Source organism: Clostridium sp. CS001, from assembly GCF_020443565.1.
Lineage (GTDB): Bacteria > Bacillota > Clostridia > Clostridiales > Clostridiaceae > Clostridium_AD.
Window position 1 is genome coordinate 32,102 of sequence record NZ_JAIZZN010000019.1, and the last position, 23,702, is coordinate 55,803.

The following is a 23,702-nucleotide window of genomic DNA, read 5'->3' on the forward strand; positions in this document are numbered from 1 at the left end:
CTATAATTGCCCTGTTAAATTATCAGCTTTGGTGCTGAACTTTTAGCAGGGCATAAAACATTACATTAGGAGAGATAAAACATGGAGACACCTCTTAGGAGCTTACCTTATAACTTAGAAGCAGAGCAATCAGTAATTGGATCAATGCTTATAGATAAAACTGCCATATCGAGAGCTGTGGAGGTTTTAAAAAGCGACGACTTTTACAGGGATTCTCATAAAGTTATATTTAACGCTATTTTTGATTTATATCAAAAGGACACACCTATTGATATGATTACTTTATTAGAACATTTAAGATCTGCTGAAAAGTTAGATGCTTCAGGGGGAGTTACCTATATCTCAGAGATTAGTAACTCAATACCTTCTACTGCTAATTTAAGTTCCTACATAAAAATTGTAGAGGATAAATCAATCCTAAGAAAGCTCATTAGAGCGTCTACTGAAATCATGGAGAATTGTTATAGTAAACAAGACGATGTAGAAGCAGTAATGGATCTCGCAGAGCAAAAAGTCTTTAATATAGCAGAAAGAAAAAACTCCAGTGAATTTGAAGCAATGAATACAGTACTAGAGAGAGGCTTTCTTGAAATAGAAAGAATCTTTAATAACAAAGGTGAGACAACTGGTGTCTCTAGTGGATTCCCAGAGCTCGACGCTATGACCTCGGGATTTCAAAAGGGAGATATGATTCTTATTGCTGCAAGGCCTTCTATGGGTAAAACTACCTTCGCACTTAACTTAGCTGAGTATGCAGCTTTGCGTGGAGGTAAAAATGTAGCGATATTTTCCCTTGAGATGTCTAAGGAGCAACTTGCTTACAAATTGCTTTGCTCTGAGGCAAATGTTGATATGACAAAGCTTAGAAATGGTAATTTAGAAGATAAGGATTGGGAGAATATAGCCAAGGCCTCAGGACCTCTAGCTGCTGCTAAGATATTTATAGATGATACGGCAGGAACGTCTGTTATGGATATGCGTTCGAAATGTAGAAAGCTAAAAATGGAACATGGTATAGACATGATAGTTATAGATTACCTACAACTTATGTCTGGTAGTAATCCAGAAAATAGACAACAAGAGGTATCAGAGATATCAAGATCTATTAAAGCCCTCGCGAAAGAGATGCAATGCCCAGTTATAGCATTATCACAGCTGTCACGTGCCCCAGAGCAAAGAGCTGACCATAGACCAATGCTATCTGACCTTAGAGAGTCAGGCTCTATTGAGCAGGATGCTGACGTTGTTATGTTCTTATATAGGGATGAGTACTACAACAAGGAAACAGATGATAAAAATGTAGCGGAGTGCATAATATCAAAACAAAGGAATGGTCCTGTGGGAACAGTAAAACTTGCATGGATAGGTCAATTCAGTAAGTTTGCAAGACTTGATGTAATACATAGAGATTAAGCAGAGATGGGATAATGTATAGATAAGAGTAAAGATTTTTCTTATAGGATGCTTTAACTAAAAGTATAGATTGCTGGAATGCTTTCACGTCGCTAAGAAATTCTAAAGTTTATTTTATTTGCAGTTGCTAAAAAACATAAACTCGCTTCGCTCAGAAATATGTTTTTCTTTACGCATCTTCAAATAAAATAAATTTTGAATTACTAAAGCTTGTTCAAATGCATTCTGCGCAATCTATACTTTTGTTAGCATCCTATAAGAAAAAAATTATGTCTTAAAAATTATGCATATATCATGCTGGGTAATATGTATTATTGATATTGCTTATAACTTATTTATAAGTTTAAAAATATTAAAGAGTATAGGAATAGATATAGTAGCAAATAATATATTAAAATCTGCCTTCTATCAAAAGAAATAGTATAGAGTGAGACTGCGAATTCACTTTGTACTATTTTTTATGTTCTACGTATTTACAATGTATGAAGGTAGTTGTAGTTTAATATAAACTCTTAATTTTAGATGAATCAAAATGCAATTATATGAAGAGGTTTCGAATATGACAGAGTTAAGAATTAGATATACCCTAATTCAAGCATTGTATTTTTAGATAAGGTAATTAACATTAATTTTATTTATAAAGAATCTTTTTGGAGATATTGAATACTTATAGTGGTAGTCGTTAAGAATTACGGATATAAAACTATTGGAGGGATTTATCATGAGGCCCATACTAAAAATAGGTGCCATTATAGCTATTTCTTTGGCTTTTTCATCCTGTTCCTATGGTGCAATTAATCAAGATACTAAAGAAAAAAACAAAAGTAACGAACAATTAGTTCAGGTTCAATCTCCTGTAAAAATTCCAACTATTGAAGAAACGGTTAATACTCTATGTTCAGATGAATTTGAAGGTAGATTAGTTGGCTCAAAAGGAAATGAGAAGGCTGGAGGATATATTAGCAATATTTTTGAAGATATTGGGCTAACTCCATTGTTTGAAGATAACTACTATGAGCCATATATACAAGAAGTATATAAAAAATATGGTTTAATTGATAAAGATGATAAACCAGAAAACAAAGAGGTTAATAATGTTGTAGGAGTTATAAAAGGTAAGGATAGTAAAAAAGCAGTAGTAATATCAGCTCACTTTGACCATTTAGGATATTTAGATGGAAAGATTATTAGAGGAGCATTAGATAACGCTTCTGGAGTAGCTGCTCTAATAGAAATAGCTCATATGTTAAATGGAAAATCAAAAGAACAGAGTTTTAATATTGATTTTGCAGATGTGGAGGTCAAAGGTTTGGGTGATCATTTGAGATTTGAAGGTGCAGGTATACCAAATGTTTTTATCGTACAAGAGAACGTAACCAAATTAGTTCATAAACCTACAGATATCCCAGATACTTTAGATTACGCTCAAATAGATGAAATTGCAAATGCTATAAGTGATTTTGTAGAAACAAATGATGGTATTACTTTCAATTAAAGTGGATAATAAATTAAGACGTAACATTCTTATCATGCATCATAAGGGTAAAATATTGTTTATCAAAACCTAAATTTGTGTTACTAAAGTGGTTATAGAAGATTAATAGGTATAATAAAGTCTAAAATTTTATTGAGTGAAAGGATAAATCATGGAATGGATTAAAATAGAAAGCGTAATTGTGAATACCTAACTATAGGATAACCTAATTAAATACTTGAGATACATATATTAAATCCCTGACACATATGATAAAATATAAATAGAATACTAAAAATAAGAAGAAAAGGGTGATTTAATGTTTTGTCCTAAGTGTGGATCTCAAAATGATGATGGGTCTAATTTTTGTAAAACTTGTGGTATTAATTTATTAATTCAGCCTGGTAATACTGGGGTACAGACTATTAGTAATAAGAACTGGCTAGTTACGTTATTACTCTGCATTTTTCTTGGAGGGTTTGGAATTCATAGATTTTATGTAGGCAAAACTGGTACGGGAATTTTAATGGTTTTGACTTTTGGTGGGTTTGGAATTTGGTCATTAATTGATCTTATTATGATTGCTACAAATGTATTTACAGATATAAATGGGCTACACCTAAATAAAAATATGTATAACTATTAAGCCTTTTTATGTATGCTGAAATAGCTCAGTTGGTAGAGTAACGCACTCGTAACGCGTAGGTCGAGGGTTCAACCCCCTTTTTCAGCTCCAAGATAATAGGATAAAGATAAAGCTGGAATTTTGGAATAAGGTGTACCTTGTAGGGAAACCTTATTTTAAACTTCAGCTTTTTTTATTATATGAGTTAAATTTGTACAAATGGAGTATAATTAATATATACTTTTATGATAAGAGGTGTATTTATGAATAATTTAAAAGATATTAGATGGAAACAGAGATTTGAGAATTTTAATAAAGCATATAAATTGATGGAGAAATATTCAAAACAACAAATAACTTCCGAACTAGAAAAAGCGGGAATAATTCAATTTTTTGAAATGACATTTGAATTAGCGTGGAAGGTATTAAAAGATTATTTAGAAGCAGAAGGATATGTTGTAAAGAGCCCAAGAGAAACCATTAAGCAAGCTTTTCAAATTGGGTTAATAGATAATGGCCATGTATGGATAGATGCATTAGCAAATAGAAATCTAACTACACATACTTATGATGAAGCATTAGCTGATAAAATGGCGAAAGAAATATTGGAGCTATATTTTCCAGAACTTAAAAAAATGTATGGTAGATTATCAGAGGAGTTATAATATGTTTGGATTGTTAAATAGAGATATTGAATATATTAAAGATGCAATATTAAAATTTGAAACTATAGAGAAGGTTATTATTTTTGGAAGTAGAGCTATGGGAAACTATAAAAAGGGATCAGATGTTGACATGGCTATCTTTGGTAAGGATATAACAAAGGAAGTTATTTTCCAGTTAGATGATTACTTAAATGAAGTTTTGCCTTTACCATACTTTTTTGACATACTTCATTATGAGAATATATCAAATGATAATTTAAAAAAGCATATAAATGATGAGGGTAGAATTCTATTTGAAAGAATGTCAGAAAAGTAATAATTAAAGAATAAATAATAATGCTCTGGGATAATCTCAGAGCTTTATTGTTGAATAAAGTTGCATTTGATTTCAAAAATTAAAAACCCTACTTAAGTGAAGGGTTTTTAATTTTAGATGGAAGTATAAACAAACAAGCTTAAATAAATAAATTTATCACCAGTAAAAACTTCTATGTTAGTAGGCATACCCTTATAAAGATATCTCCCCCAGATTCATCTGTTCCAAACAAATAATTAAGGGAAGGTTTAAGGTTTTTTATATAAACATTAGATCCATCATATTGATTGTGACTAAGGAGTGGGACCAAAATAAATGTTAAGATAATATTTATTTTTTGAATCAAGAATAACAAATTATATATTTAATACAGATTAATATAAATATCAAAATAAGTAAATACAAAGTGGTTATATATAAGAATATTAGGCAAGATTATAATAATATTGGATGAAAAACAATAATGATGTATAATTGAAGCATATATTTAAATATAGAAATATTAAGCATGGGTAGTAGCATAATGTATTATATAATAAGATTAGTGGATATAAGGAGATAGATTATGGAAATGAAGAAGATATGCGAAATAAAAAAAGGTGATAAAATTGAAGGGTTTTATTTAATAAAATCCGTAGATGTTAAGATTACAAATAATAGTAATACAAATAAATATTTAGATTTTAATTTGAGTGATGCTACAGGAGATATAAATGCAAAGCTTTGGGAAGCTAATGAAGAGTTAGAAAGAACACTTAAGCAAAGCGCCTTAGTAAAAGTTAGAGGCACTGTAAATGAGTGGAGAGGAAAACTTCAATTAAAAATTGAAATGATAAGGCTAGCGGATGAAAGTGATGAAGTTAGTATTTGTGATTTCGTTGCAGTGGCTCCATATTCACCAGAAGAGATGTATGATGATATTTTAAATTATTTATCTAAGATTGAAAATATAGATATTCAAAATATAGTTACCAATATCTTAAGTAATAATGAGGAAAAGTTAATGCATTATCCTGCTGCTAAGTCTAACCATCATGCTATAAGATCAGGGTTATTGTACCATACTACCACCATGCTAAAGGCGGGAGAAAAATTAAGCGAGATTTATACTTTTTTAAATAAGGATTTGCTATATGCAGGTATTATACTTCACGATATTGCTAAGATATATGAAATGGATGCTAGTGACCTCGGAATTGTAAGTGAGTATACAGTTGAAGGTCAACTGCTGGGACATATAGTTCAAGGAATTAAAATGATAGAAACGGCAAGTATAGAGGTCAAAGCAGACAAGGAAATATCAATATTATTACAACATATGGTGCTTTCTCATCACTATGAAGCTGAGTACGGAAGTCCTAAAAAGCCTATGATACCAGAAGCAGAAATGCTACATCATTTAGATGTGATTGATGCAAGAATGTATGATATGAATAAGGCATTAGGGGATACTGGGGAAGGTAAATTCTCAGAAAGAATATGGTCACTAGACAATGTAAGTGTTTATAAGAGCTTTATAAATAAGCAAGCAAAAAATCTTTAAGTAAGGGTGGGGCAAATGAAAGGTATAATAGATAGATTTGAAGGAAAGTATGCAGTGGTAGAAGTTGAAGGCGGAAGAATGATTGATGTAGATAAATCACAATTACCCCTTGGAGTAAAAGAGGGAATGGTTATACAAATAGCTGAAAGTATTACTATTGATATAGAAGAAACTAAAAAGAGAAAAAGGGAAATAGAAGAACTGACAAAGGATCTATGGGAAGAATAAAGGACACTTTTAAAGGATACACTTACTTAGTAACATCAAGTAAGTGTATCTTTTATTATATAGAAAGTATCTTGCGGAAGTGTATGCTGATAACATCTATACACTAGAGGTTGTCACTTTTGCCACTTGCCACGTGGGTGGCACTACACACGAACTATTACATGATGGAGATTATTAATATTCGTATTTTGTATTGACTGGCTTGTAAGGGTCTGATATTATTAAGTAGGTAGATTAATATTTATAATTAATATCTGCTAAAAGAGATGAAAATGAAATAGCAAGTAGCTATTGTTATTTACCAAAGAGGAATACGCAAGAGGTAACACTTATTAAGTGTTATCTGTTAAAGAGGAATACAGGAGGGTATATAATGAAAAATTTTTATGATGTAGTTATTGTTGGAGCAGGTCCAGCAGGTATATTTACAGCACTAGAAATTGCAAACAAAAAACCTGAACTTAGTGTACTTATAGTTGATAAGGGGAGAAGCATAGAGAAAAGAAAATGCCCAGCTAGAGCTAATGGTAAATGTGTTAAATGTAACCCTTGTGGCATCACATTTGGGTGGTCAGGAGCAGGAGCTTTTTCAGATGGCAAGCTTTCCCTAAGCCCAGAAGTAGGCGGAAGACTTCTTGAGTATTTCTCAGAGGACGAATCAAAAAAATTAATTAAGTATTGTGATGATATATATATAAAGTTTGGAGCAAATGACAAGGTATTTGGACTCAATAGTGATAAGGTTGATGAAATTAAATATGAGGCAAGTAAACACAACATTAGTCTTGTTGAATGTCCTGTAAGGCATTTAGGGACGGAACTTGCTTATGAAGTTTTAAAATCTATGTACCATCACTTAATGAATAATACAAATACAGAGTTTATGGAGCTTAGCGAAGTTGAGGAAATATTGGTAGAAGACAATAAAGCAAGTGGAGTATTGCTTAAAAATAAAGAGGGTAAATTTAAGATAGATGCAAAATATGTTGTAGTGGCACCAGGTAGAGGCGGAGCAGAATGGGCTGCAAATGAAGCTAAAAAACATAACATTGAGGTTACCAATAATGCAGTAGACATCGGAGTTCGCGTAGAGGTACCTAATGCTGTTATGGATCATCTAACTAAGGACTTATACGAAGCAAAGTTAGTTTATTATTCTGATACCTTCGACAATAAAGTTAGAACCTTCTGTATGAATCCTGGTGGAGTAGTGTCAGAAGAACACTATGATGATAATGAGATTGCAGTTGTTAATGGTCATAGTTACTCAGACAAAGATCTTAGAACAACTAATACTAATTTTGCAATGCTTGTATCCACAACATTTACAGAGCCATTTAATCAACCTATTAAGTATGGCAAGTACATAGCTCAATTAGGAAATATGCTAACTGGTGGAGGCATAATGGTTCAAAGACTTGGTGATTTATTAAAGGGAAGAAGAACAGATTATGACAGATTGAAGAAATCCACCACAGTTCCAACTTTAAAATCAGCGGTGCCAGGGGATCTAAGTTTTGTATTGCCACAAAGGCACCTAACATCCATAGTAGAGGCATTAAAAGCTTTTGATAAGATAGCACCAGGTATGTATAGCAAAAATACATTACTATATGGAGTAGAAGTTAAGTTTTATTCTAGCAAGTTTAGTACAAACGATAATTTCGAAACGTCTATTAGTAATTTGTACACCATAGGAGATGGAGCAGGAATAACTAGAGGACTAATGCAAGCATCTACAACTGGTGTAGTAGTAGCAAGGGATATTGCAAATAAGGAGCAATAAGGCAGTTATATAGGTTCTATTTGTATTAAATCATCACCTGCGGTGCTGCAATATTAACAACTTTGGAAGCAGATTTAGACTGCCACCAAAGTAACGTTTCTGGGCTAGGCAACTGCCACTTATAGAAGATGGCAGACTTGAAGCTTCCAAAATGTTGTTAAAACATTGGTTATATTATTATTAAAAGTGTATAATTTAATTATAAGGTAAACATAAGAGGCAATAAGATATTTAACTTTAATAGTTAATAAACTTTATTGCAAACTGAAAGAAAGCGAGGAATTTATATGTCAGCATTTATTATTTTAGGAGCCCAATGGGGAGATGAAGGTAAAGGTAAGATGACGGATTATCTTGCAGAAGGAGCCGATCTAGTAGTAAGGTTCCAAGGTGGAAACAATGCAGGTCATACTGTAGTAGTTGGAGATAAGGAATATAAACTTCACTTAATACCATCAGGAATATTATATAAAGAAAAGTTAAATGTTATAGGTAATGGCGTGGTTATAGACCCAGAAGCTTTATTTAAAGAAATTGATTACTTAGAAGCTTTAGGTGAGAACATAACTCCAGAAAGATTAATGATCAGTGATAGATCACAAGTTATAATGCCATACCACAAAGAGTTAGATAAGTTATATGAAATAGCTAGAGGTGCAAATGACATTGGAACTACGAAAAAAGGTATAGGACCTTGTTACACTGATAAGTTTGAAAGAAGTGGAATAAGGGTTTGTGACTTAATGAAAAAGGATGTTTTCAAAGAAAAACTTAAAACTAGCCTTTCTATGAAAAATGATATAATAACAAAAGTTTTGGGTGGAGAAGCATTAGATTTTGATACAATATACACTCAGTACTTAGAGTATGCAGAAAGAATGAGACCTTTCGTAAAAGATATATCAGTTAAAGTCTACGATGCAATAAAAGCAGGAAAAGATGTTTTATTTGAAGGAGCACAAGGAACTCTACTTGATATAGATTATGGTTCGTATCCTTTTGTAACTTCATCAAACACTATTGCAGGTGGAGTTTGTGTTGGAGCAGGAATAGGACCTACTATGATAACAAATGCAGTAGGAATTGCTAAAGCCTATACTACTAGAGTAGGAAAGGGACCATTTCCAACTGAACTTGATAATGAAGTAGGAGAATGGATTCGTGAAAAAGGCTTTGAATTTGGGGTAACAACAGGTAGAGCAAGAAGATGTGGATGGCTTGACCTTGTTATATTAAAATCTTCTGCAAGAATTTCAGGTCTTACTAGCTTTGCTGTAACTAAAATAGATACATTAGCAGGCCTTGAAAAAATTAAAGTCTGTGTAGGATATAAATTTGAAGGAAGCATCATAGATTACTTCCCAGCAAGCCTAGAAGACTTAGCTAAGTGCGAGCCAGTATATGAAGAGTTTGATGGTTGGGACGAAAGCATTGCTGATGCAAGAAGTTATGAAGAAATCCCTGAAAATGCAAAAATATACTTAAAGAGAATTGAAGAATTTACAGGAGTTAAGATTTCAATAGTATCAGTGGGACCTAAAAGAGATCAAACAATGGTATTAACTGAAATATAGTAAATAGACATACATATTACATAGAGTATATCTTTGTAGTATGTATGTTTTTTGTATTATAGGAAAGTATAAATAGTGTAGTTTGTATTTTTATTAAAGTATACAAAACAATACTAAAGATTAAAAAGGTGCGTACTTGTAAAGTTGAAACATAATAAGTATAATGAGAATGAGAATTAAAGTTAAACAAATATTTTTATTTGTTTACTTTCTAAACTCTGATATAATTATCTTAAATTAAATTAACATAAAGTGAGGTAGATAATATGAAAATAACTAAAGACATGACAATAGGCGAAGCAGTAAGACAATTTCCAGATTCAGTTGCAATATTAATGAGTTTTGGAATGGGTTGCGTTGGATGTCCTTCAGCACAAGCTGAAACAATTGAAGAAGCAGCAGCAGTTCATGGTCTTAATTTAGACGAATTAATGGCTAAATTAAACGCATAAGAAACAAAGACACTTAGCATTTGCTAGGTGTCTTATTTTTTCTTATCTTTAATATATTCTGATACTACTCACACATTTATCATCCTTAAATTCTATTTTAACTAGTCCAATATCAGCTAACGTAACCCTTGAAGGCTTGAATTTATCCACTGAAAAATTGAATACCTCCTTAAGTTTTTCATCGCTTAGCCCTATGGCTAATGTACAATGAGGGTTCCAACGCCCAGGTAAATAATAACGATCAGCGTTTTCATTGAAAGCTATAAAGTGTTCTTGATATTTACTGTGAAGAGTTAATAATTCTCCGGTTACAGTTGGCTTTATAAAACAAGTACCAGTCACAGGAAATGCCCCAAGAATATCAAAATAAGTATCAATAGGTTTAAAACTAGATTTAAAGGCACGTAATTTTTCAATAAATTTACCTTCGTTTATATCCTCATATACTGCCAAAGTTATATGTGGACATATTTCTTTAATGTCATTTAGGCTTGAATCTATATTTTTATTACTTAACGCTCCCCAAATACTCCTTACATATATATCGGCTTCTTTATTTAAAAACAATTCTACTGCATACATAAAAATACCTCCTTAAAATTCTGCATCAATTGACTTACTTGTTTTTTATATAGACTACATATATTTTATGTAGTCTATGCAAATTACTTAAACCTCTAGAGTTTTATTATCTATTTCACACTTAACCCTTGCAATAAATTCATTCAAGGAAGCGCTACCCTCATCGCCATTTTTTCTACTTCTTACAGTTATATTACCTTCTTGCTCTTCTTTTTCTCCTATGACTAAAATATATGGTACTCTCTCGTTTCTTGCTTCTCTAATTTTATAACCAATCTTTTCTACCCTACCATCAAGCTCTACTCTAATATTATTTTCATTAAGGCTGTTTACCACAGTCTTTGCATAATCAAGGTATTTTTCTGAAATGGATAACACTTTTACTTGAACAGGTGCAATCCAAGTTGGGAACTTACCTGCAAAATGCTCTATTAGAACTCCAATAAACCTTTCTAAACTTCCAAAAATTACGCGATGTATAACAATGGGTCTATGCTTTTCACTATCACTGCCAATATAATTCAAATCAAATCTTTGAGGAAGTTGGAGATCTAATTGTATTGTTCCGCACTGCCAGCTCCTACCAATGCTATCTTCTAAATGAAAATCAATTTTAGGACCATAAAAGGCTCCATCACCTTCATTTACTTTATACTTTATATTCATCTCGTCTAAAGCTCCTGCTAGGGATACTTCGGCTACTTCCCACTCTTCATCGCTTCCCATGGAGTTTTCTGGCCTTGTTGAAAGTTCAACACTATACTTGAAACCGAATCTTGAATATACTTCATCTATAAGGCTAATAACACCTTTTATTTCTTCTTTTATCTGATCCGGAAGCATGAATATATGAGCATCATCCTGAGTAAAAGCTCTTGCTCTCATAAGGCCTTGTATAGCGCCAGATAATTCATGTCTGTGCACTCTGCCTAGCTCTCCTACCCTTAGAGGTAGATCCCTATAGGAATGAGGTTCTGACTTATAAACAAGCATACCACCAGGGCAGTTCATTGGTTTAATTGCAAATTCTTCTTCATCAATATTAACTGTGTACATGTTTTCTTTATAGTGATCCCAATGACCAGAAGTTTCCCAAAGTTTTCTGTTTAGGATCATAGGAGTTTCAATTTCTACATAGCCAGATTTTTTATGAAGACCTCTCCAATATTCTATTAAGTTATTTTTTAAAACAACACCATTAGGTAGAAAGAATGGAAAACCTGGACCCTCCTCCATCAATGTAAATAGTTTTAACTCTTTTCCTAGTTTTCGATGGTCCCTCTTTTTTGCTTCCTCGAGCATATTAATGTAGGCATCTAATTCACTCTTTTTAGGAAATACTGTTCCGTATATTCTTTGAAGCATCTTATTTTTTTCATCACCTCGAAAGTAAGCTCCTGCAACAGATAAAAGCTTAAATGCTTTAATATATGAAGTGGATGGAACATGCGGCCCAGCGCATAGATCAACAAATTCTCCTTGCTTATAGAAAGATATAATCTCTCCTTCCGGTAAATTGTTAATTAATAGAACTTTATAGGGGTCGTCTTTTTCTAACATAAGGGTTATAGCCTCTTCTTTTGGAAGTACAGATTTTTCAAGCTTAAAACCTTCCTTTACTATCTTCTCCATTTCTTTTTCTACTTTATCTAAAATTTGTGGAGTAAATGTTTCTTCAGAGTCAAAATCATAGTAGAAACCATTTTCAATGGCAGGACCAATAGCAAGCTTAACATTTGGATATAATCTTTTTACAGCCTGGGCAAGAATATGAGCTGCAGTATGTCTTAAGGCTAATCTCCCCTCAACATCCTCAAATGTTAAAATCTCTATGGAGCAATCACAATTTACTTCTGTCATGAGATCCTTGATTTCACCGTTAATTTTTGAAACTAGAGCCTTTTTAGCTAGTGCTGGGCTAATCTTCATAGCAATGTCATAAATTCTTGCACCTTTTTCAACTTGAATAACATTTCCATCCTTTAACATAATGTTTAACATAAATATTTCCTCCCTTTATATAAATTATTTTAAAAAACAAAAAAACTCGTCCCTAAATAAGGGACGAGTATACTCGCGATTCCACCCAAATTATAGCAATCCACATAAAAATGTAGTGCTGTCACTCGATACCTTTAACGCTGGCTAGCGGATATACTTACCTAGGGCAAATTTAAATAACTAATAAGCAGTATGTTATTAATTATAATATACCTAAATTCAGTACTCAGCTCAGAGGTGGTTTTCAATAATACTTGTTTAGGAAACCTTTCAGCCGGTGAGTTTCCCTCTCTGTCAAAACAGTAAATTACCTAATCTTCCTCTTCAATGCTTTATAATATAATTCTAATAAAAACAAAAAAACTCGTCCCTAAATAAGGGACGAGTATACTCGCGATTCCACCCAAATTACAGCAACCCACATAAGAATGTAGTGCTATCACTCGAAACCTTTAACGCTGGCTAGCGGATATACTTACCTAGGGCACATTTAAATAACTAATAAGCAGTATGTTATTAATTATAATATACCTAAATTCAGTACACAACTCAGAGGTGGTTTTCAATAATACTTGTTTAAGAAACCTTTCAGCCGATGAGTTTCTCTCTCTTTTAACAGCAAATTACCTACTCTTCCTCTTCATAGTCTTTACTTTCTTGTTATTATATGCCTTTCGGATTTTAATGTCAATACTTATTTATAGGTATTTTAAAAAGCACAAACTCATCAAATTCTGAGTTTGTGCTTTCCTAATTTCATTTATTTTCTTATTTTTTTAATTGCCAGTATAACAGGTATTGTAATTATAACAGCTATAATGGCTTCAGGTACACCGTTCATAATAGCTATACCATATATGGTTTTAGCAACAGTGGAAGATGGTATGCCTTTAGCAGTAGCAAATTTAACTGCATATAAAATATATATCATTGTAAGTACTCCAAAGGTATTGGTTAAAGAACCAACAACTGTAGCGAGTCCAATTCTTAGGTTTTGGTTTTTAGTAAAGCTTAGTTTGTAAACATAGTAAGAAGTAAATCCAATAAGAACCCTTGGCAGCACAGATACTAAAGGGTTTATGAACGCAAAGGACAATAAGTTTGGAGCCATTATGTTTTGCATAATGCTAAAAATCCCAAATATTAATCCAATAGTCATTCCAACTATAGGTCCGCCTATTATTGATCCTACAATAACAGGAATGTGCATAATGGTAGCTTTAGCTCCTGGTAGTGGAATAAAGCCATAGCCTGTGAGTCCAAGTACCATACAAATTGCTGATAACATACCGATGGTTGTTAGATTTGACGTTTTTACTTTTCTGTTTTTAATAGAATTATTAATCATTTTTTAACCTCCGCTCTTATTCCATAAGGATATAAGTCGACTCTATTTACAGTCTTATTTATAGTTCGGTTTCATAAAGAATACCGACAATAATATTTTACCACCTATTTGATAAAAATTACATAGGTAGAGAAAATTTCATAAAAGTCAGAATATTATTACTAGTAAAATGCGAAACATAGGCAATACAAACCGGTAAAAGTGTTAATTATTTACAATTTAATGAATATATGTTATATTAGAGTAATAAAACAATAGGAGGTAACAACAGTTGCTTAAAGCTATAACATTTAGTGACATATATTAACAAGCACCGTATAAATTTCATTATATTATGCCATATTAATTCCAAGGAGTTGAGTTTTAAATGGGTAGATTAATTAGTATGGCTGAGAAAAGGGAAATCTTAGGGGTAACAACTAAAGCCTTAAAAATATGGACAAATGAAAATAAAGTAAAATGTTATAAGGTAGTAGGTGGAAATAGTGAAGGTAACAATTAAGGCAGTTCTTATTAACATTGATGAAGAAAAGATAAATATTATTAATAATTTGATGACTGTATTTTGTAGTGCTGTAAGATATTCATTTAAACGGATACTTAATAACATAAAAATTAGCGATATTGAAAAAGCTGTTGCTTTTAAATATGGATTAAACATTAGACAAAGTAAAGATGCGGTAGAAAATGCAAGGCAAACTATAGTAAGCCAGAAGGAACTTGTTAAACTAAACTATGAAAATTATCTTAAAAAAGTTAATGCTATTTTAAAATTTTTAAATGATACTAATAAAAGATTATCAGATAAGAAGAGAAATGCCTTGATGAATAAATTAGACAAGAGACAAAGAAAGTTGCAGTATTATAAACATTTTATTGATACGAATACTATTCCACCAGTTATTTTTGGCACAAAAGAAATGTTTTTAAAAAGATGCAAAGGGCTTATTAAAAAAGAGGAATGGCAAGAAATTAGAAGTAATAGAGTATATTCAAGAGGAGATAAAACTAAAAAGGGGAATCCTAATTTAAGGATTGTAACTAGAGAGAATAAGAATTTTCTTGAAGTCAGCACTTTAGATAAAACTGAAAGTAATAGAGCGGTAAAAGTAAACTTTGAAGTTTATTTACCACAAAAACTATCTACTACAACCGGAAAAGTTAATGGCAGAAACTATAAGCAAATGTTTCTTGATTATATGCAAACAGGAGAAGCTTATCAAGTGGAGCTCATACGGAAAAACGGAAAATATTACTGTCATATAACCTTTGAAGAATCTATAGTAACACCATATGAAAATCTTTATACAGGTCATAAAGGAATCATAGGAATAGATACCAATCCAAATGGATTTGCGCTTACAATGATAGATAATAAGGGTAATTATAAATGGCATACATATTTGAAAAGTAATGAATTAACCTATACAGGTAGCCATAGGCGCAAGAATTTATGCGGTGAACTTGTGAAAAAGGTTGCATTAATAGCCAAAGCACATGATGTAGGCATTGCAGTTGAAGATTTAAAGTTTCACAGTGATAAGGATGTGACTAAAAAATTCGCAAGAATAAAGTCCCAATTTATATACAGACAATTATTGACAATGCTTGAAAGTACCTGTAACCGCAACGGTATAGAAATAGTAAAAGTAAAACCTCAGTTTACAAGTAAAATAGGACTTTATAAGTATTGTCACCAATATGGTATGGTAGTTCATAATGGTGCTAGTATGGTTATAGGTAGAAGAAGTTATAAATTCAAAGAAAAAATACCAAAGCTTTTAAAACAAAAAATAGTAACTGATTTAGAGAAATTTGAAAAGAAGAATGAGTGGTCAAAGTGGAATGAAATTAATAAAAATATAAAGAGAAAGGTAGGTGAAAACCCTGCACTGTGGTTAATCAACAGGAAGAAAGTACTTGGAATAGTGTAACCCTATAACTTTAAGTATTAACCAAACTGCCAAAGTACACGCAGTGAAAGGCTTTGGCGGATAATGATATTTAAGGAGTGGCTAACAGTCACAATCTTGTAGAACTTTATTATCATATGGTAATGAAGGCTTGTCTTGAATGACATGCGAGGTTTATAGGCGAAAGTCTATATCCTAGTGGTAAAATCCTGTGATACTACCATTCTATTTAACGAATAGAGTGCTGAAATTGTTTTGTTATGATTTTAGGTAGCAGGTCGGGTAATGTCTCATATAGTAGGTAAGTCAGCATATGAAAGCTTGGAAGATAGAATAAATAGGTTTCCTCAAGGGGCACCTCCTTCAGAGACCTTGTATAAGATATTAGGGATTTTATTTAGTGAAAAGGAAGCAGCACTAGTAGCACAACTTCCTATAAAACCATTCACAGCAAAAACAGCAAGTAAGGTTTGGAAGATGGATGAAGTCGCTGCTCATAAAATATTAGATGAGCTTGCAAGTAGAGCTATACTTTTAGATCTGGATCATAATGGCACCCAAGAATATGTGCTTCCCCCTCCAATGGCAGGATTCTTTGAATTTTCTATGATGAGAACAAGGGGAGATATAGATCAAAAACTTCTTGCTGAGCTTTATTATCAATATCTAAATGTTGAAGAGGATTTTGTAAAGCAATTATTCTTTAGTACTGAGACTAGACTTGGAAGGGTGTTTGTTCAAGAAGAAGTTCTTTCTAATGATAATAAGGTACAAATACTAGATTTTCAAAGGTCGAGCCATATTATAAAGACAGCTTCACATATTGGCATAAGTACCTGTTATTGCAGACATAAAATGCATCATGTGGGAAAAGCTTGCGATGCACCTATGGATATTTGCATGACCTTTGGTGGAACAGCGGCTTCACTGATTAAGCATAAACATGCCAGGCCTGTTGAGATATCTGAAGCAATGGAGCTTCTCCATCAGGCTTATGAAAGTAATTTAGTCCAGTGTGGAGAAAATGTTAGGGAGGGAGTTTCTTTCATATGTAATTGTTGCGGATGCTGCTGTGAGGCAATGGTTGCAGCACGTAAGTTTGGAATGCTTCACCCTGTACAAACAACAGCCTTTATTCCTAAAATAAATAAAGAAAGTTGTAGTAGCTGTGGAAGATGCGTAATAGCTTGTCCTATTGGAGCCATAGAAAAGACTGATACAGGTGTGGTGATAAATGAAAGTATCTGCCTTGGATGTGGTGTTTGTGTAAGGTCATGTTTTAATAAAAGCATGCACTTAGAGAGCCGAAAGGAAAAGATTATAACTCCAGTAAATTCTGTACATAGGCTGGTACTTATGGCAATAGAAAAGGGAACTCTCCAAGATTTGATTTTTGATAATCAAGCTTTGGGAAGTCACAGGGCAATGGCTGCAGTGCTTTCTGCAATTTTAAAGCTTTCTCCAATTAAGCAGGCAATGGCAAGTAAACAGTTGAAATCAGTTTATTTAGAGAGACTTATTACTAAGTTTAAAATTTAAATATAGATTATTTCAAGCCTTTATATAGATAACAACATTTAATTTAATACTCTTAAATCAATAGCTGAGCCTGTGAGTAGAGTACGCATAGGCTTAGCTATTCACCTTTAATAATCAAGTGATATCTATGTAATATGAAACCATATTTAATATTCTAAAGTGATAATACAAAATAAATGTGAAGTTTTATATAACACTAGGCTATTAATGTTTACTGAATCAGTTTAGTTTGATATGATTTTAAGTATTAATAAACTTAAAAGATTCAAGTTTATTACGTATTCAAAGGAAGTAAAGGTGGGAGAATATGAACAGAATACCTGTAATTACAGATAGAAACTATAACATTCATTATTATGAAGTTGATATCCATAAAAAGGCCCTTATTACCACCATAATAAATTACCTTGGTGATATGGCAATGTATCAAAGTGAAGTGCTAGGAGTGGGAATAGACTATCTTAAAGAGAATAATATGGCTTGGATGTTGTATAAGTGGGATATAACAATGGACACCTATCCATTATTAAATGAAACTATAAAAGTGCAAACTTTTGCATACTCCTTTAAGAAATTTTATGGATATAGAAAACATGAAATTATGGATGCAGAAGGAAATGTAATAGGTCATGCTAATTCTGTATGGTTTTTAATAAATATGAATAGAAGAAGACCTATGAAGATTACAGAAGGCATGTATGAGGTCTATGGCATAGATGAAAATAATAACATAGATATGGAGATTGAGAATATAGCATCAATATCTGAAATCCACAGCGAGAAAAGTTTTAAGGTGAGATATAGCGATATTGACACAAATATGCACGTAAATAATGTGAAGTATGTTGCCTGGGCTTTAGAGACAGTGCCTAAAGATGTAGTGCTAAATTATCAACTAAAGAATATTAAAGTAACTTATGAAAAGGAAACAAGATATGGGGAAACAATCAAGGTAAGTACTGAAATTATAAGAGAAGAAGAAAAAGTAATATGTAGGCACCAAATAATAAATGAAGAGGGTACTACGTTAACCCTTTTGGAAAGTACCTGGATATAGCGAGCCAATATTTAACAAAATGAATAACACCTTTTTCCATATATTAGAAACGTGGGAACATCAATAGATTTCATTTACATAAATTTATTGATGTTCCCTAATGTCTTAAATTATGTTTATTTTCCTTATTTTAAAATCGCATTAACATAATAAAATTTTTGTCTTTGATTACTAATGGGTTTTAAATCACCATAAAAATATTCTGTATGTTTTACGAGTTCTATTTTAAAATTGACTAAGAGTTCTTTGATATCATTTAAATCAGCGAAGAAGTGAGGTATACCTTTTTCTAGTCCATCTCGGCATACTATAGTATTTTTATCTAATTTATTAGTTCTATTCTCAATAAATTCTGTGCTTTCTTTTGAGCAAAATGACAAATATACCTCTCCATTTGGTTTTAGTACCCTTTCAATTTCTGAAATTGTTTTTTTTAATCCAATTGAATCTGTATGGGAAATAACATGGTAAGCAAAAATACAATCAAAGGATTCATTAGAGTAATTCATACACGTCATGTCCCCGACACCTGCATTTATAATCTGATTTTCTTTTTCAGCCCATGTTTTTAGGTATTGAATAGCATAATCAGAAATATCCATTGCTGTTACATTGAAGTCCTGTTTTGAAAAATAAATAGCGTGACGACCAAGCCCTGTTCCTAAATCTAAAAGATCAATATAACCAGATTCTCTCCATTTAGTTGCTAAGTAAATACAAGTATCGAAAGGCTTAAGATGAGACGATGGGTCAATATTCCCCCAGTTAAGTCCTTTTAAATTTACAATTTGATCCTTATTGTAATCCATTTTAATATCCCCTTTTACTGTTAGTAGAAAAGTGATACGTGGAAATAGATTAAGAGTAACATCTTTTTTACGTGCTGCTGATGGTGTTATTCCGTGAATCTCTTTGAAAGCGCGGGTAAATGATTCTGGAGATTCATAACCATATTTCAAGGCTAAATCAATGACCTTTACATCAGTTGTTTGCAGTTCTATAGCAGCTAATGTCATACGTCTTCTGCGAATATAATCATATATGGATATATTCATAAATATAGAAAATGTACGCTGAAAACTAACTGTAGATTGACACATTATATTTGCAACCTTATCTAAATCAATGTTGTCGTCTAAGTGGCCTTCAATATAATCAAATGCTTCGTTGATTTGTTCATGCCAATTCAAAACGTATCCCCCCTCTCTAAAAACAGTATAGAAGATAAGTAAATAAAGTTCCTTGCACTTTTGGATTCACTTCTGTAAGGTTATTCATTACAATAAACAATTTTTCTATCGTATTAGTCAATTTTCAAAAATCATTGCACTTACTTTTAATTATAATTGCTACTTAGTCTAATAACAATTTAACATCATATCAACTACAAAATAGCAATTACTATCTTAGGAATGCTTTTCCCACCCATCCTTACCTCGTCGTTAACTCGCAGAATTATATATTTTTTCTTATATTATGCTAACAAAAGTATAGATTGCTAAGAATGCATTTGAACAAGCTTTAGTAATTCTTAACTAATTTTAGGGGAAGATACGTAAAGAAAAGTGCTTGTTTGAGCGTAGCGAGTTTGCACTTTTTAGTATCTTTCAATAAAATTAGTTTAGAATTACTTAGCGATGTGAAAGCATTCCCACAACATATACTTTTAGTTAAAGCGTAATATAAGAAAAAACTTTTTAAGCATGTATGCGACGATTAGCTATTTTGATGCATTCTTAGCTGCAATAGCACCAGAACTCCATGCCCATTGAAGGTTAAAACCACCACAATCGCCATCTACATCTAGTACCTCACCAGCAAAATATAAGTTTGGGGCAATGTTAGATTCTAGAGTTTCAGGGTTAACTTCTTGTGTATTAACGCCACCAGCAGTGACTTGAGCATTTGTAAAGGAATTAGTGCCTGAAACCTCAAATTTCCACTGTTTTAATAAAGCATATATAGCATTCTTTTCTTTCCAGTCTAAATTGAAACAAGGTTTATTGATATCTTCTATTTTTGCCTCTTTTAAGATTATTGGGATGATTTTTTTATTAATTATTCCAATAAAGGAATCATGTACACCACGACTTCCAAATACTGACCAATGATTTTCTAAAAACTCAGGCAGAGCTTCGGAAGAAATAGTTGGTAACATATCAATTGTTAAAGAAACTTTGTCATTCTTAGATAAACCATAAGATGCAGTTCTACTAAGAGAAAGAATTGGAGGTCCAGAAATACCGTAGTCAGTGAAGAGTATTTCTCCAAATTCCTTTTGAACAGCTTTATTATTTATAAAGATCTCTGCGTAACCATCAAACTTTACCCCAGATAGAGCCTTTAATCTATTATAGTCTAATTTAAGCTGTACAAGGGCTGGTACGGTGGGTATTATACTATGACCTAATTGTTTAGCTAACGTGTAACCAGAGCCATCAGAGCCTGTTTTAGGGGCAGATTTACCTCCTGTAGCAATAATCAACTTTTCGCACTGATATTTAGCATTATCTGTGCTATAAAGTTTAAAACCATTAGCTTCTTTAATAACTTCTTTAATTTTCGTGTTTATATACACAGGAATATTTTTTTCTTCTAAAGCGAAGCGAAGTATATCAATTACGGATGAAGCTTGCAATGACATTGGGAACATCTTACCAGAGTCTAAAGTTACCAAAGGCATACCTAAGTAGGTGAAGAAATCTACAGTATCCGTTGCACTAAAAGAAGCTAGTATATGCTTTGGGAAATATGAATCTTCACTATGATATCTGCTCACATCTATATTTTCATTACTAATGTTACATCTTCCGTTACCAGTGGTTAATATTTTTTTACCTACTCGGTCGGTGCCTTCAATTACGGCTACATCAATTCCCAAGTCCTTTGCCATTAAAGCTGCGGTTAAACCGGCGGCACCTCCGCCAATTATTATAAGAGAATGTTTCAAAAAAATCTCTCCCTTCGAGAAAAAGACTTATATTTACACTATAAAGTGTTTCGTCTAACTTACATATTATTTTACTCTAAAAAGCTTAGATTGAATATGAATTTGCTACAAATTTGCCTTGGTGAAAAAAAATAATAAAAAAAGTAAGAAATATGTTGACACTTGAACAAAAATTATGTATTATAGTCTATGTCGGGTTGCCAAGCGATGCTTCAACAATTAGCAAGGCGCAAGACAAGAAAAATGACGATTTCAATATGGCTCCTTGGTCAAGCGGTCAAGACACCACCCTTTCACGGTGGTATCAGGGGTTCGATTCCCCTAGGAGTCACCATAATGTGGGAGCATAGCTCAGCTGGGAGAGCATCTGCCTTACAAGCAGAGGGTCACAGGTTCGATCCCTGTTGTTCCCACCACATATGGCCCAGTGGCTCAGTTGGTTAGAGTGCCGCCCTGTCACGGCGGAGGTCGACGGTTCGAGTCCGTTCTGGGTCGCCATATTTTTATTTTACTGCTGGCATGGCTCAACGGTAGAGCAGCTGACTTGTAATCAGCAGGTTGTAGGTTCGATTCCTATTGCCAGCTCCAATAAAAATTTATAATTTAACAAGGCTCCTTGGTCAAGCGGTCAAGACACCACCCTTTCACGGTGGTATCAGGGGTTCGATTCCCCTAGGAGTCACCAATAAAACATATATGGGAGCATAGCTCAGCTGGGAGAGCATCTGCCTTACAAGCAGGGGGTCACAGGTTCGAACCCTGTTGTTCCCACCATATATGGCCCAGTGGCTCAGTTGGTTAGAGTGCCGCCCTGTCACGGCGGAGGTCGACGGTTCGAGTCCGTTCTGGGTCGCCATATGTCCGCTGGCATGGCTCAACGGTAGAGCAGCTGACTTGTAATCAGCAGGTTGTAGGTTCGATTCCTATTGCCAGCTCCAAAAAAAAGTCCTAAACATTTGTTTAGGACTTTTTTTATTATATAGACAGTAACTTGTGGATAATATCTATACGCTATAGGTTGTCACTTTTGCCACTTGCCACGTGGGTGGCACTATCTTTTACCATTTAACTGTTCGGCTATGATTCTTGATAAATACTTGCCAGTATTTTTTGCTTCATCAATAGTATTAGTATTTGAACCTACTTCAAACATTATAGCATTATCACTTCTATTCTGACTATAAAATCCAGACATACCGTACTCATAAGCATGTATTTGGTTGCTTCTTAAAAGACCTGGAAATAATTTGTTTGATGTTTCTATCATAGAATCTATTAATTCCTTCTGTTTTGGATATCTAGGATTTTTTGTTGTTACTACAAACATATATTTAGCAACACTTTCACCATTTATTTTAGTTGTTACTATGCTCTTATCTGTACTGTCCCTATGTAAATCTATAATTAATTTGAAATCGCCATATTCCTTTAAATATTTATCTAAAGTAACTCTAGATTTTTTATAGGATGCATCATAATCCCCCTTATCATGCACAGTCTTATCATGTATAACTGCAATCCCATAAACCTTTTCTAGTTCATCTGCTATAACATCACCTACAGCAACTACACCTCTTGTTTGATCCAAGCTGCTATTAGTTTTAAATGAATCTTTGTCTGAGGTGCGATAAGCTTCACAAGTGTGGGAGTGATATATAAGCACTTCTGGTTTGGCATTATTTAAAGTCTTTTTTAAATCAAGATTATACAGATTTGCTACTATGTCAGAGCCTACAACCTCAGCTTCAGACTTAGTAACTTGATTATTCCCTAAGTTAAATGGTGTAATAACAAGTGATTCTGGGGTTTCATCTTCTTTACCTAAATTATTTACATTAGTCATAACTTCATTTATATTCAAGTATGCAATTTCTTTTACTATTATTGAGATAGGATTTACAATATCCATTCCTAAAAGTGACAAGGCTGAAAACTTCATGGCATTTTCGCCATTTAGATTGTGTTCGTCTTTGTTTGAGCACTTAATTATGGGTAATACATTGTTAATTACGTTAATATAGAAGTAATTTGGATTTATTTCATTATTGTACGCATTAATACTTTTAGGTAAAGCAATACCCAATAAAAAGATAAGGAGCAATGTGAAGAGACTTAAAGACATTGCCTTACTGCTATTGGGTTTAATTTTGTGTTTTGAAAAGTTCATCTTTATCCCTCCGTTTATACAATGTATATGAGGTAAGATACAAAGATATTACTTTAATTGCTTTTTTAA

At 32.8% G+C, this 23,702-nt stretch carries 20 protein-coding genes, 9 tRNA genes and 2 other annotated features; of the genes, 23 read left to right on the top strand and 6 right to left on the bottom strand.

The features are described 5' to 3' along the window. The first annotated feature begins 81 nt into the window (after window positions 1–81). From LGK97_RS12840 to LGK97_RS12890, 11 genes are all read left to right on the top strand, one after another. Window positions 82–1,413: a replicative DNA helicase gene (locus LGK97_RS12840; RefSeq protein ID WP_226260174.1), complete on the top strand. Its 1,332-nt coding sequence runs from the start codon at window positions 82–84 to the stop codon at window positions 1,411–1,413. A gap of 721 nt (window positions 1,414–2,134) precedes the next feature. Then, window positions 2,135–2,908, top strand: coding sequence for a M28 family peptidase (locus LGK97_RS12845; RefSeq protein WP_226260175.1), 774 nt, complete (start codon window positions 2,135–2,137; stop codon window positions 2,906–2,908). Window positions 2,909–3,206: 298 nt separating this feature from the next. Next, window positions 3,207–3,533 (top strand): TM2 domain-containing protein, encoded by a 327-nt coding sequence (locus tag LGK97_RS12850; protein ID WP_226260176.1) that lies wholly within the window; start codon window positions 3,207–3,209, stop codon window positions 3,531–3,533. Window positions 3,534–3,547: 14 nt separating this feature from the next. Continuing rightward, window positions 3,548–3,623: transfer RNA gene (locus LGK97_RS12855), tRNA-Thr, on the top strand. 152 nt (window positions 3,624–3,775) lie between these two features. Further along, window positions 3,776–4,177 carry a nucleotidyltransferase substrate binding protein gene (locus tag LGK97_RS12860; RefSeq protein WP_226260177.1) on the top strand — a complete coding sequence of 134 codons (402 nt, stop codon included), beginning with the start codon at window positions 3,776–3,778 and terminating at the stop codon, window positions 4,175–4,177. A gap of 1 nt (window position 4,178) precedes the next feature. After that, window positions 4,179–4,493 carry a nucleotidyltransferase family protein gene (locus LGK97_RS12865; protein WP_226260178.1) on the top strand — a complete coding sequence of 105 codons (315 nt, stop codon included), beginning with the start codon at window positions 4,179–4,181 and terminating at the stop codon, window positions 4,491–4,493. Between the two features lie 565 nt (window positions 4,494–5,058). Further along, window positions 5,059–6,036: a 3'-5' exoribonuclease YhaM family protein gene (locus LGK97_RS12870; RefSeq protein WP_226260179.1), complete on the top strand. Its 978-nt coding sequence runs from the start codon at window positions 5,059–5,061 to the stop codon at window positions 6,034–6,036. A gap of 15 nt (window positions 6,037–6,051) precedes the next feature. After that, window positions 6,052–6,264: a DUF3006 domain-containing protein gene (locus LGK97_RS12875; RefSeq protein ID WP_226260180.1), complete on the top strand. Its 213-nt coding sequence runs from the start codon at window positions 6,052–6,054 to the stop codon at window positions 6,262–6,264. Between the two features lie 373 nt (window positions 6,265–6,637). Beyond that, on the top strand, window positions 6,638–8,050 hold the full coding sequence (locus tag LGK97_RS12880; protein ID WP_226260181.1) for an NAD(P)/FAD-dependent oxidoreductase: 1,413 nt from the start codon (window positions 6,638–6,640) through the stop codon (window positions 8,048–8,050). A gap of 287 nt (window positions 8,051–8,337) precedes the next feature. After that, window positions 8,338–9,624, top strand: a complete 1,287-nt coding sequence (locus tag LGK97_RS12885) for an adenylosuccinate synthase (RefSeq protein ID WP_226260182.1) — start codon at window positions 8,338–8,340, stop codon at window positions 9,622–9,624. A gap of 266 nt (window positions 9,625–9,890) precedes the next feature. Continuing rightward, window positions 9,891–10,076, top strand: a complete 186-nt coding sequence (locus LGK97_RS12890; protein ID WP_226260183.1) for a DUF1858 domain-containing protein — start codon at window positions 9,891–9,893, stop codon at window positions 10,074–10,076. 48 nt (window positions 10,077–10,124) lie between these two features. Here the strand turns inward: LGK97_RS12890 and LGK97_RS12895 are convergent, their stop codons facing one another. The 3 genes from LGK97_RS12895 to LGK97_RS12905 form a co-directional block, all read right to left on the bottom strand. Continuing rightward, the gene (locus LGK97_RS12895) at window positions 10,125–10,658 is read right to left on the bottom strand and encodes a 2'-5' RNA ligase family protein (RefSeq protein WP_226260184.1); all 534 of its coding nucleotides are present in this window, start codon (window positions 10,656–10,658) and stop codon (window positions 10,125–10,127) included. A gap of 87 nt (window positions 10,659–10,745) precedes the next feature. Continuing rightward, window positions 10,746–12,659, bottom strand: a complete 1,914-nt coding sequence (gene thrS / locus LGK97_RS12900; protein ID WP_226260185.1) for a threonine--tRNA ligase — start codon at window positions 12,657–12,659, stop codon at window positions 10,746–10,748. Between the two features lie 56 nt (window positions 12,660–12,715). Further along, window positions 12,716–12,996: a binding site (T-box leader), on the bottom strand. 37 nt (window positions 12,997–13,033) lie between these two features. Then, window positions 13,034–13,312 (bottom strand) — a binding site (T-box leader). A gap of 107 nt (window positions 13,313–13,419) precedes the next feature. Further along, window positions 13,420–14,007 (bottom strand): ECF transporter S component, encoded by a 588-nt coding sequence (locus LGK97_RS12905; protein WP_226260186.1) that lies wholly within the window; start codon window positions 14,005–14,007, stop codon window positions 13,420–13,422. A gap of 367 nt (window positions 14,008–14,374) precedes the next feature. Here LGK97_RS12905 and LGK97_RS19810 point away from each other — a divergent pair, with 367 nt between their 5' ends. From LGK97_RS19810 to LGK97_RS12920, 4 genes are all read left to right on the top strand, one after another. Beyond that, window positions 14,375–14,509, top strand: a complete 135-nt coding sequence (locus LGK97_RS19810; protein ID WP_264175037.1) for a hypothetical protein — start codon at window positions 14,375–14,377, stop codon at window positions 14,507–14,509. After that, window positions 14,493–15,941 carry an IS200/IS605 family accessory protein TnpB-related protein gene (locus LGK97_RS19960; protein WP_226260187.1) on the top strand — a complete coding sequence of 483 codons (1,449 nt, stop codon included), beginning with the start codon at window positions 14,493–14,495 and terminating at the stop codon, window positions 15,939–15,941. Before LGK97_RS19810 ends, LGK97_RS19960 begins: the two co-directional genes overlap by 17 nt. Before the next feature lie 264 nt (window positions 15,942–16,205). Next, a complete protein-coding gene (locus LGK97_RS12915) occupies window positions 16,206–17,459 on the top strand; it encodes a 4Fe-4S dicluster domain-containing protein (protein ID WP_226260188.1) in 1,254 nt (417 codons plus the stop codon). Between the two features lie 307 nt (window positions 17,460–17,766). Further along, window positions 17,767–18,516 (top strand): acyl-[acyl-carrier-protein] thioesterase, encoded by a 750-nt coding sequence (locus LGK97_RS12920; protein ID WP_226260189.1) that lies wholly within the window; start codon window positions 17,767–17,769, stop codon window positions 18,514–18,516. Window positions 18,517–18,641: 125 nt separating this feature from the next. Here LGK97_RS12920 and LGK97_RS12925 read toward each other — a convergent pair whose 3' ends face one another. Then, complete coding sequence (locus LGK97_RS12925; protein WP_226260190.1) at window positions 18,642–19,706, bottom strand: methyltransferase domain-containing protein; 1,065 nt, start codon at window positions 19,704–19,706, stop codon at window positions 18,642–18,644. Between the two features lie 530 nt (window positions 19,707–20,236). Continuing rightward, window positions 20,237–21,466 (bottom strand): NAD(P)/FAD-dependent oxidoreductase, encoded by a 1,230-nt coding sequence (locus tag LGK97_RS12930; protein WP_226260191.1) that lies wholly within the window; start codon window positions 21,464–21,466, stop codon window positions 20,237–20,239. Between the two features lie 259 nt (window positions 21,467–21,725). Between LGK97_RS12930 and LGK97_RS12935 the strand changes: the two genes are divergently transcribed. From LGK97_RS12935 to LGK97_RS12970, 8 genes are all read left to right on the top strand, one after another. Continuing rightward, window positions 21,726–21,800, top strand: a tRNA-Glu gene (locus tag LGK97_RS12935). Window positions 21,801–21,806: 6 nt separating this feature from the next. Further along, a tRNA-Val gene (locus LGK97_RS12940) sits at window positions 21,807–21,882 on the top strand. A gap of 5 nt (window positions 21,883–21,887) precedes the next feature. Beyond that, window positions 21,888–21,964 (top strand) — tRNA-Asp (locus LGK97_RS12945). 15 nt (window positions 21,965–21,979) lie between these two features. Then, window positions 21,980–22,054, top strand: a tRNA-Thr gene (locus LGK97_RS12950). 22 nt (window positions 22,055–22,076) lie between these two features. Continuing rightward, a tRNA-Glu gene (locus LGK97_RS12955) sits at window positions 22,077–22,151 on the top strand. 13 nt (window positions 22,152–22,164) lie between these two features. Beyond that, window positions 22,165–22,240: transfer RNA gene (locus LGK97_RS12960), tRNA-Val, on the top strand. Between the two features lie 5 nt (window positions 22,241–22,245). After that, window positions 22,246–22,322 (top strand) — tRNA-Asp (locus LGK97_RS12965). A 7-nt stretch (window positions 22,323–22,329) separates the two neighbouring features. After that, window positions 22,330–22,404 (top strand) — tRNA-Thr (locus tag LGK97_RS12970). Between the two features lie 113 nt (window positions 22,405–22,517). Here LGK97_RS12970 and LGK97_RS12975 read toward each other — a convergent pair. Continuing rightward, window positions 22,518–23,633, bottom strand: coding sequence for a stage II sporulation protein P (locus LGK97_RS12975; protein WP_226260192.1), 1,116 nt, complete (start codon window positions 23,631–23,633; stop codon window positions 22,518–22,520). Window positions 23,634–23,702 lie beyond the last annotated feature (69 nt).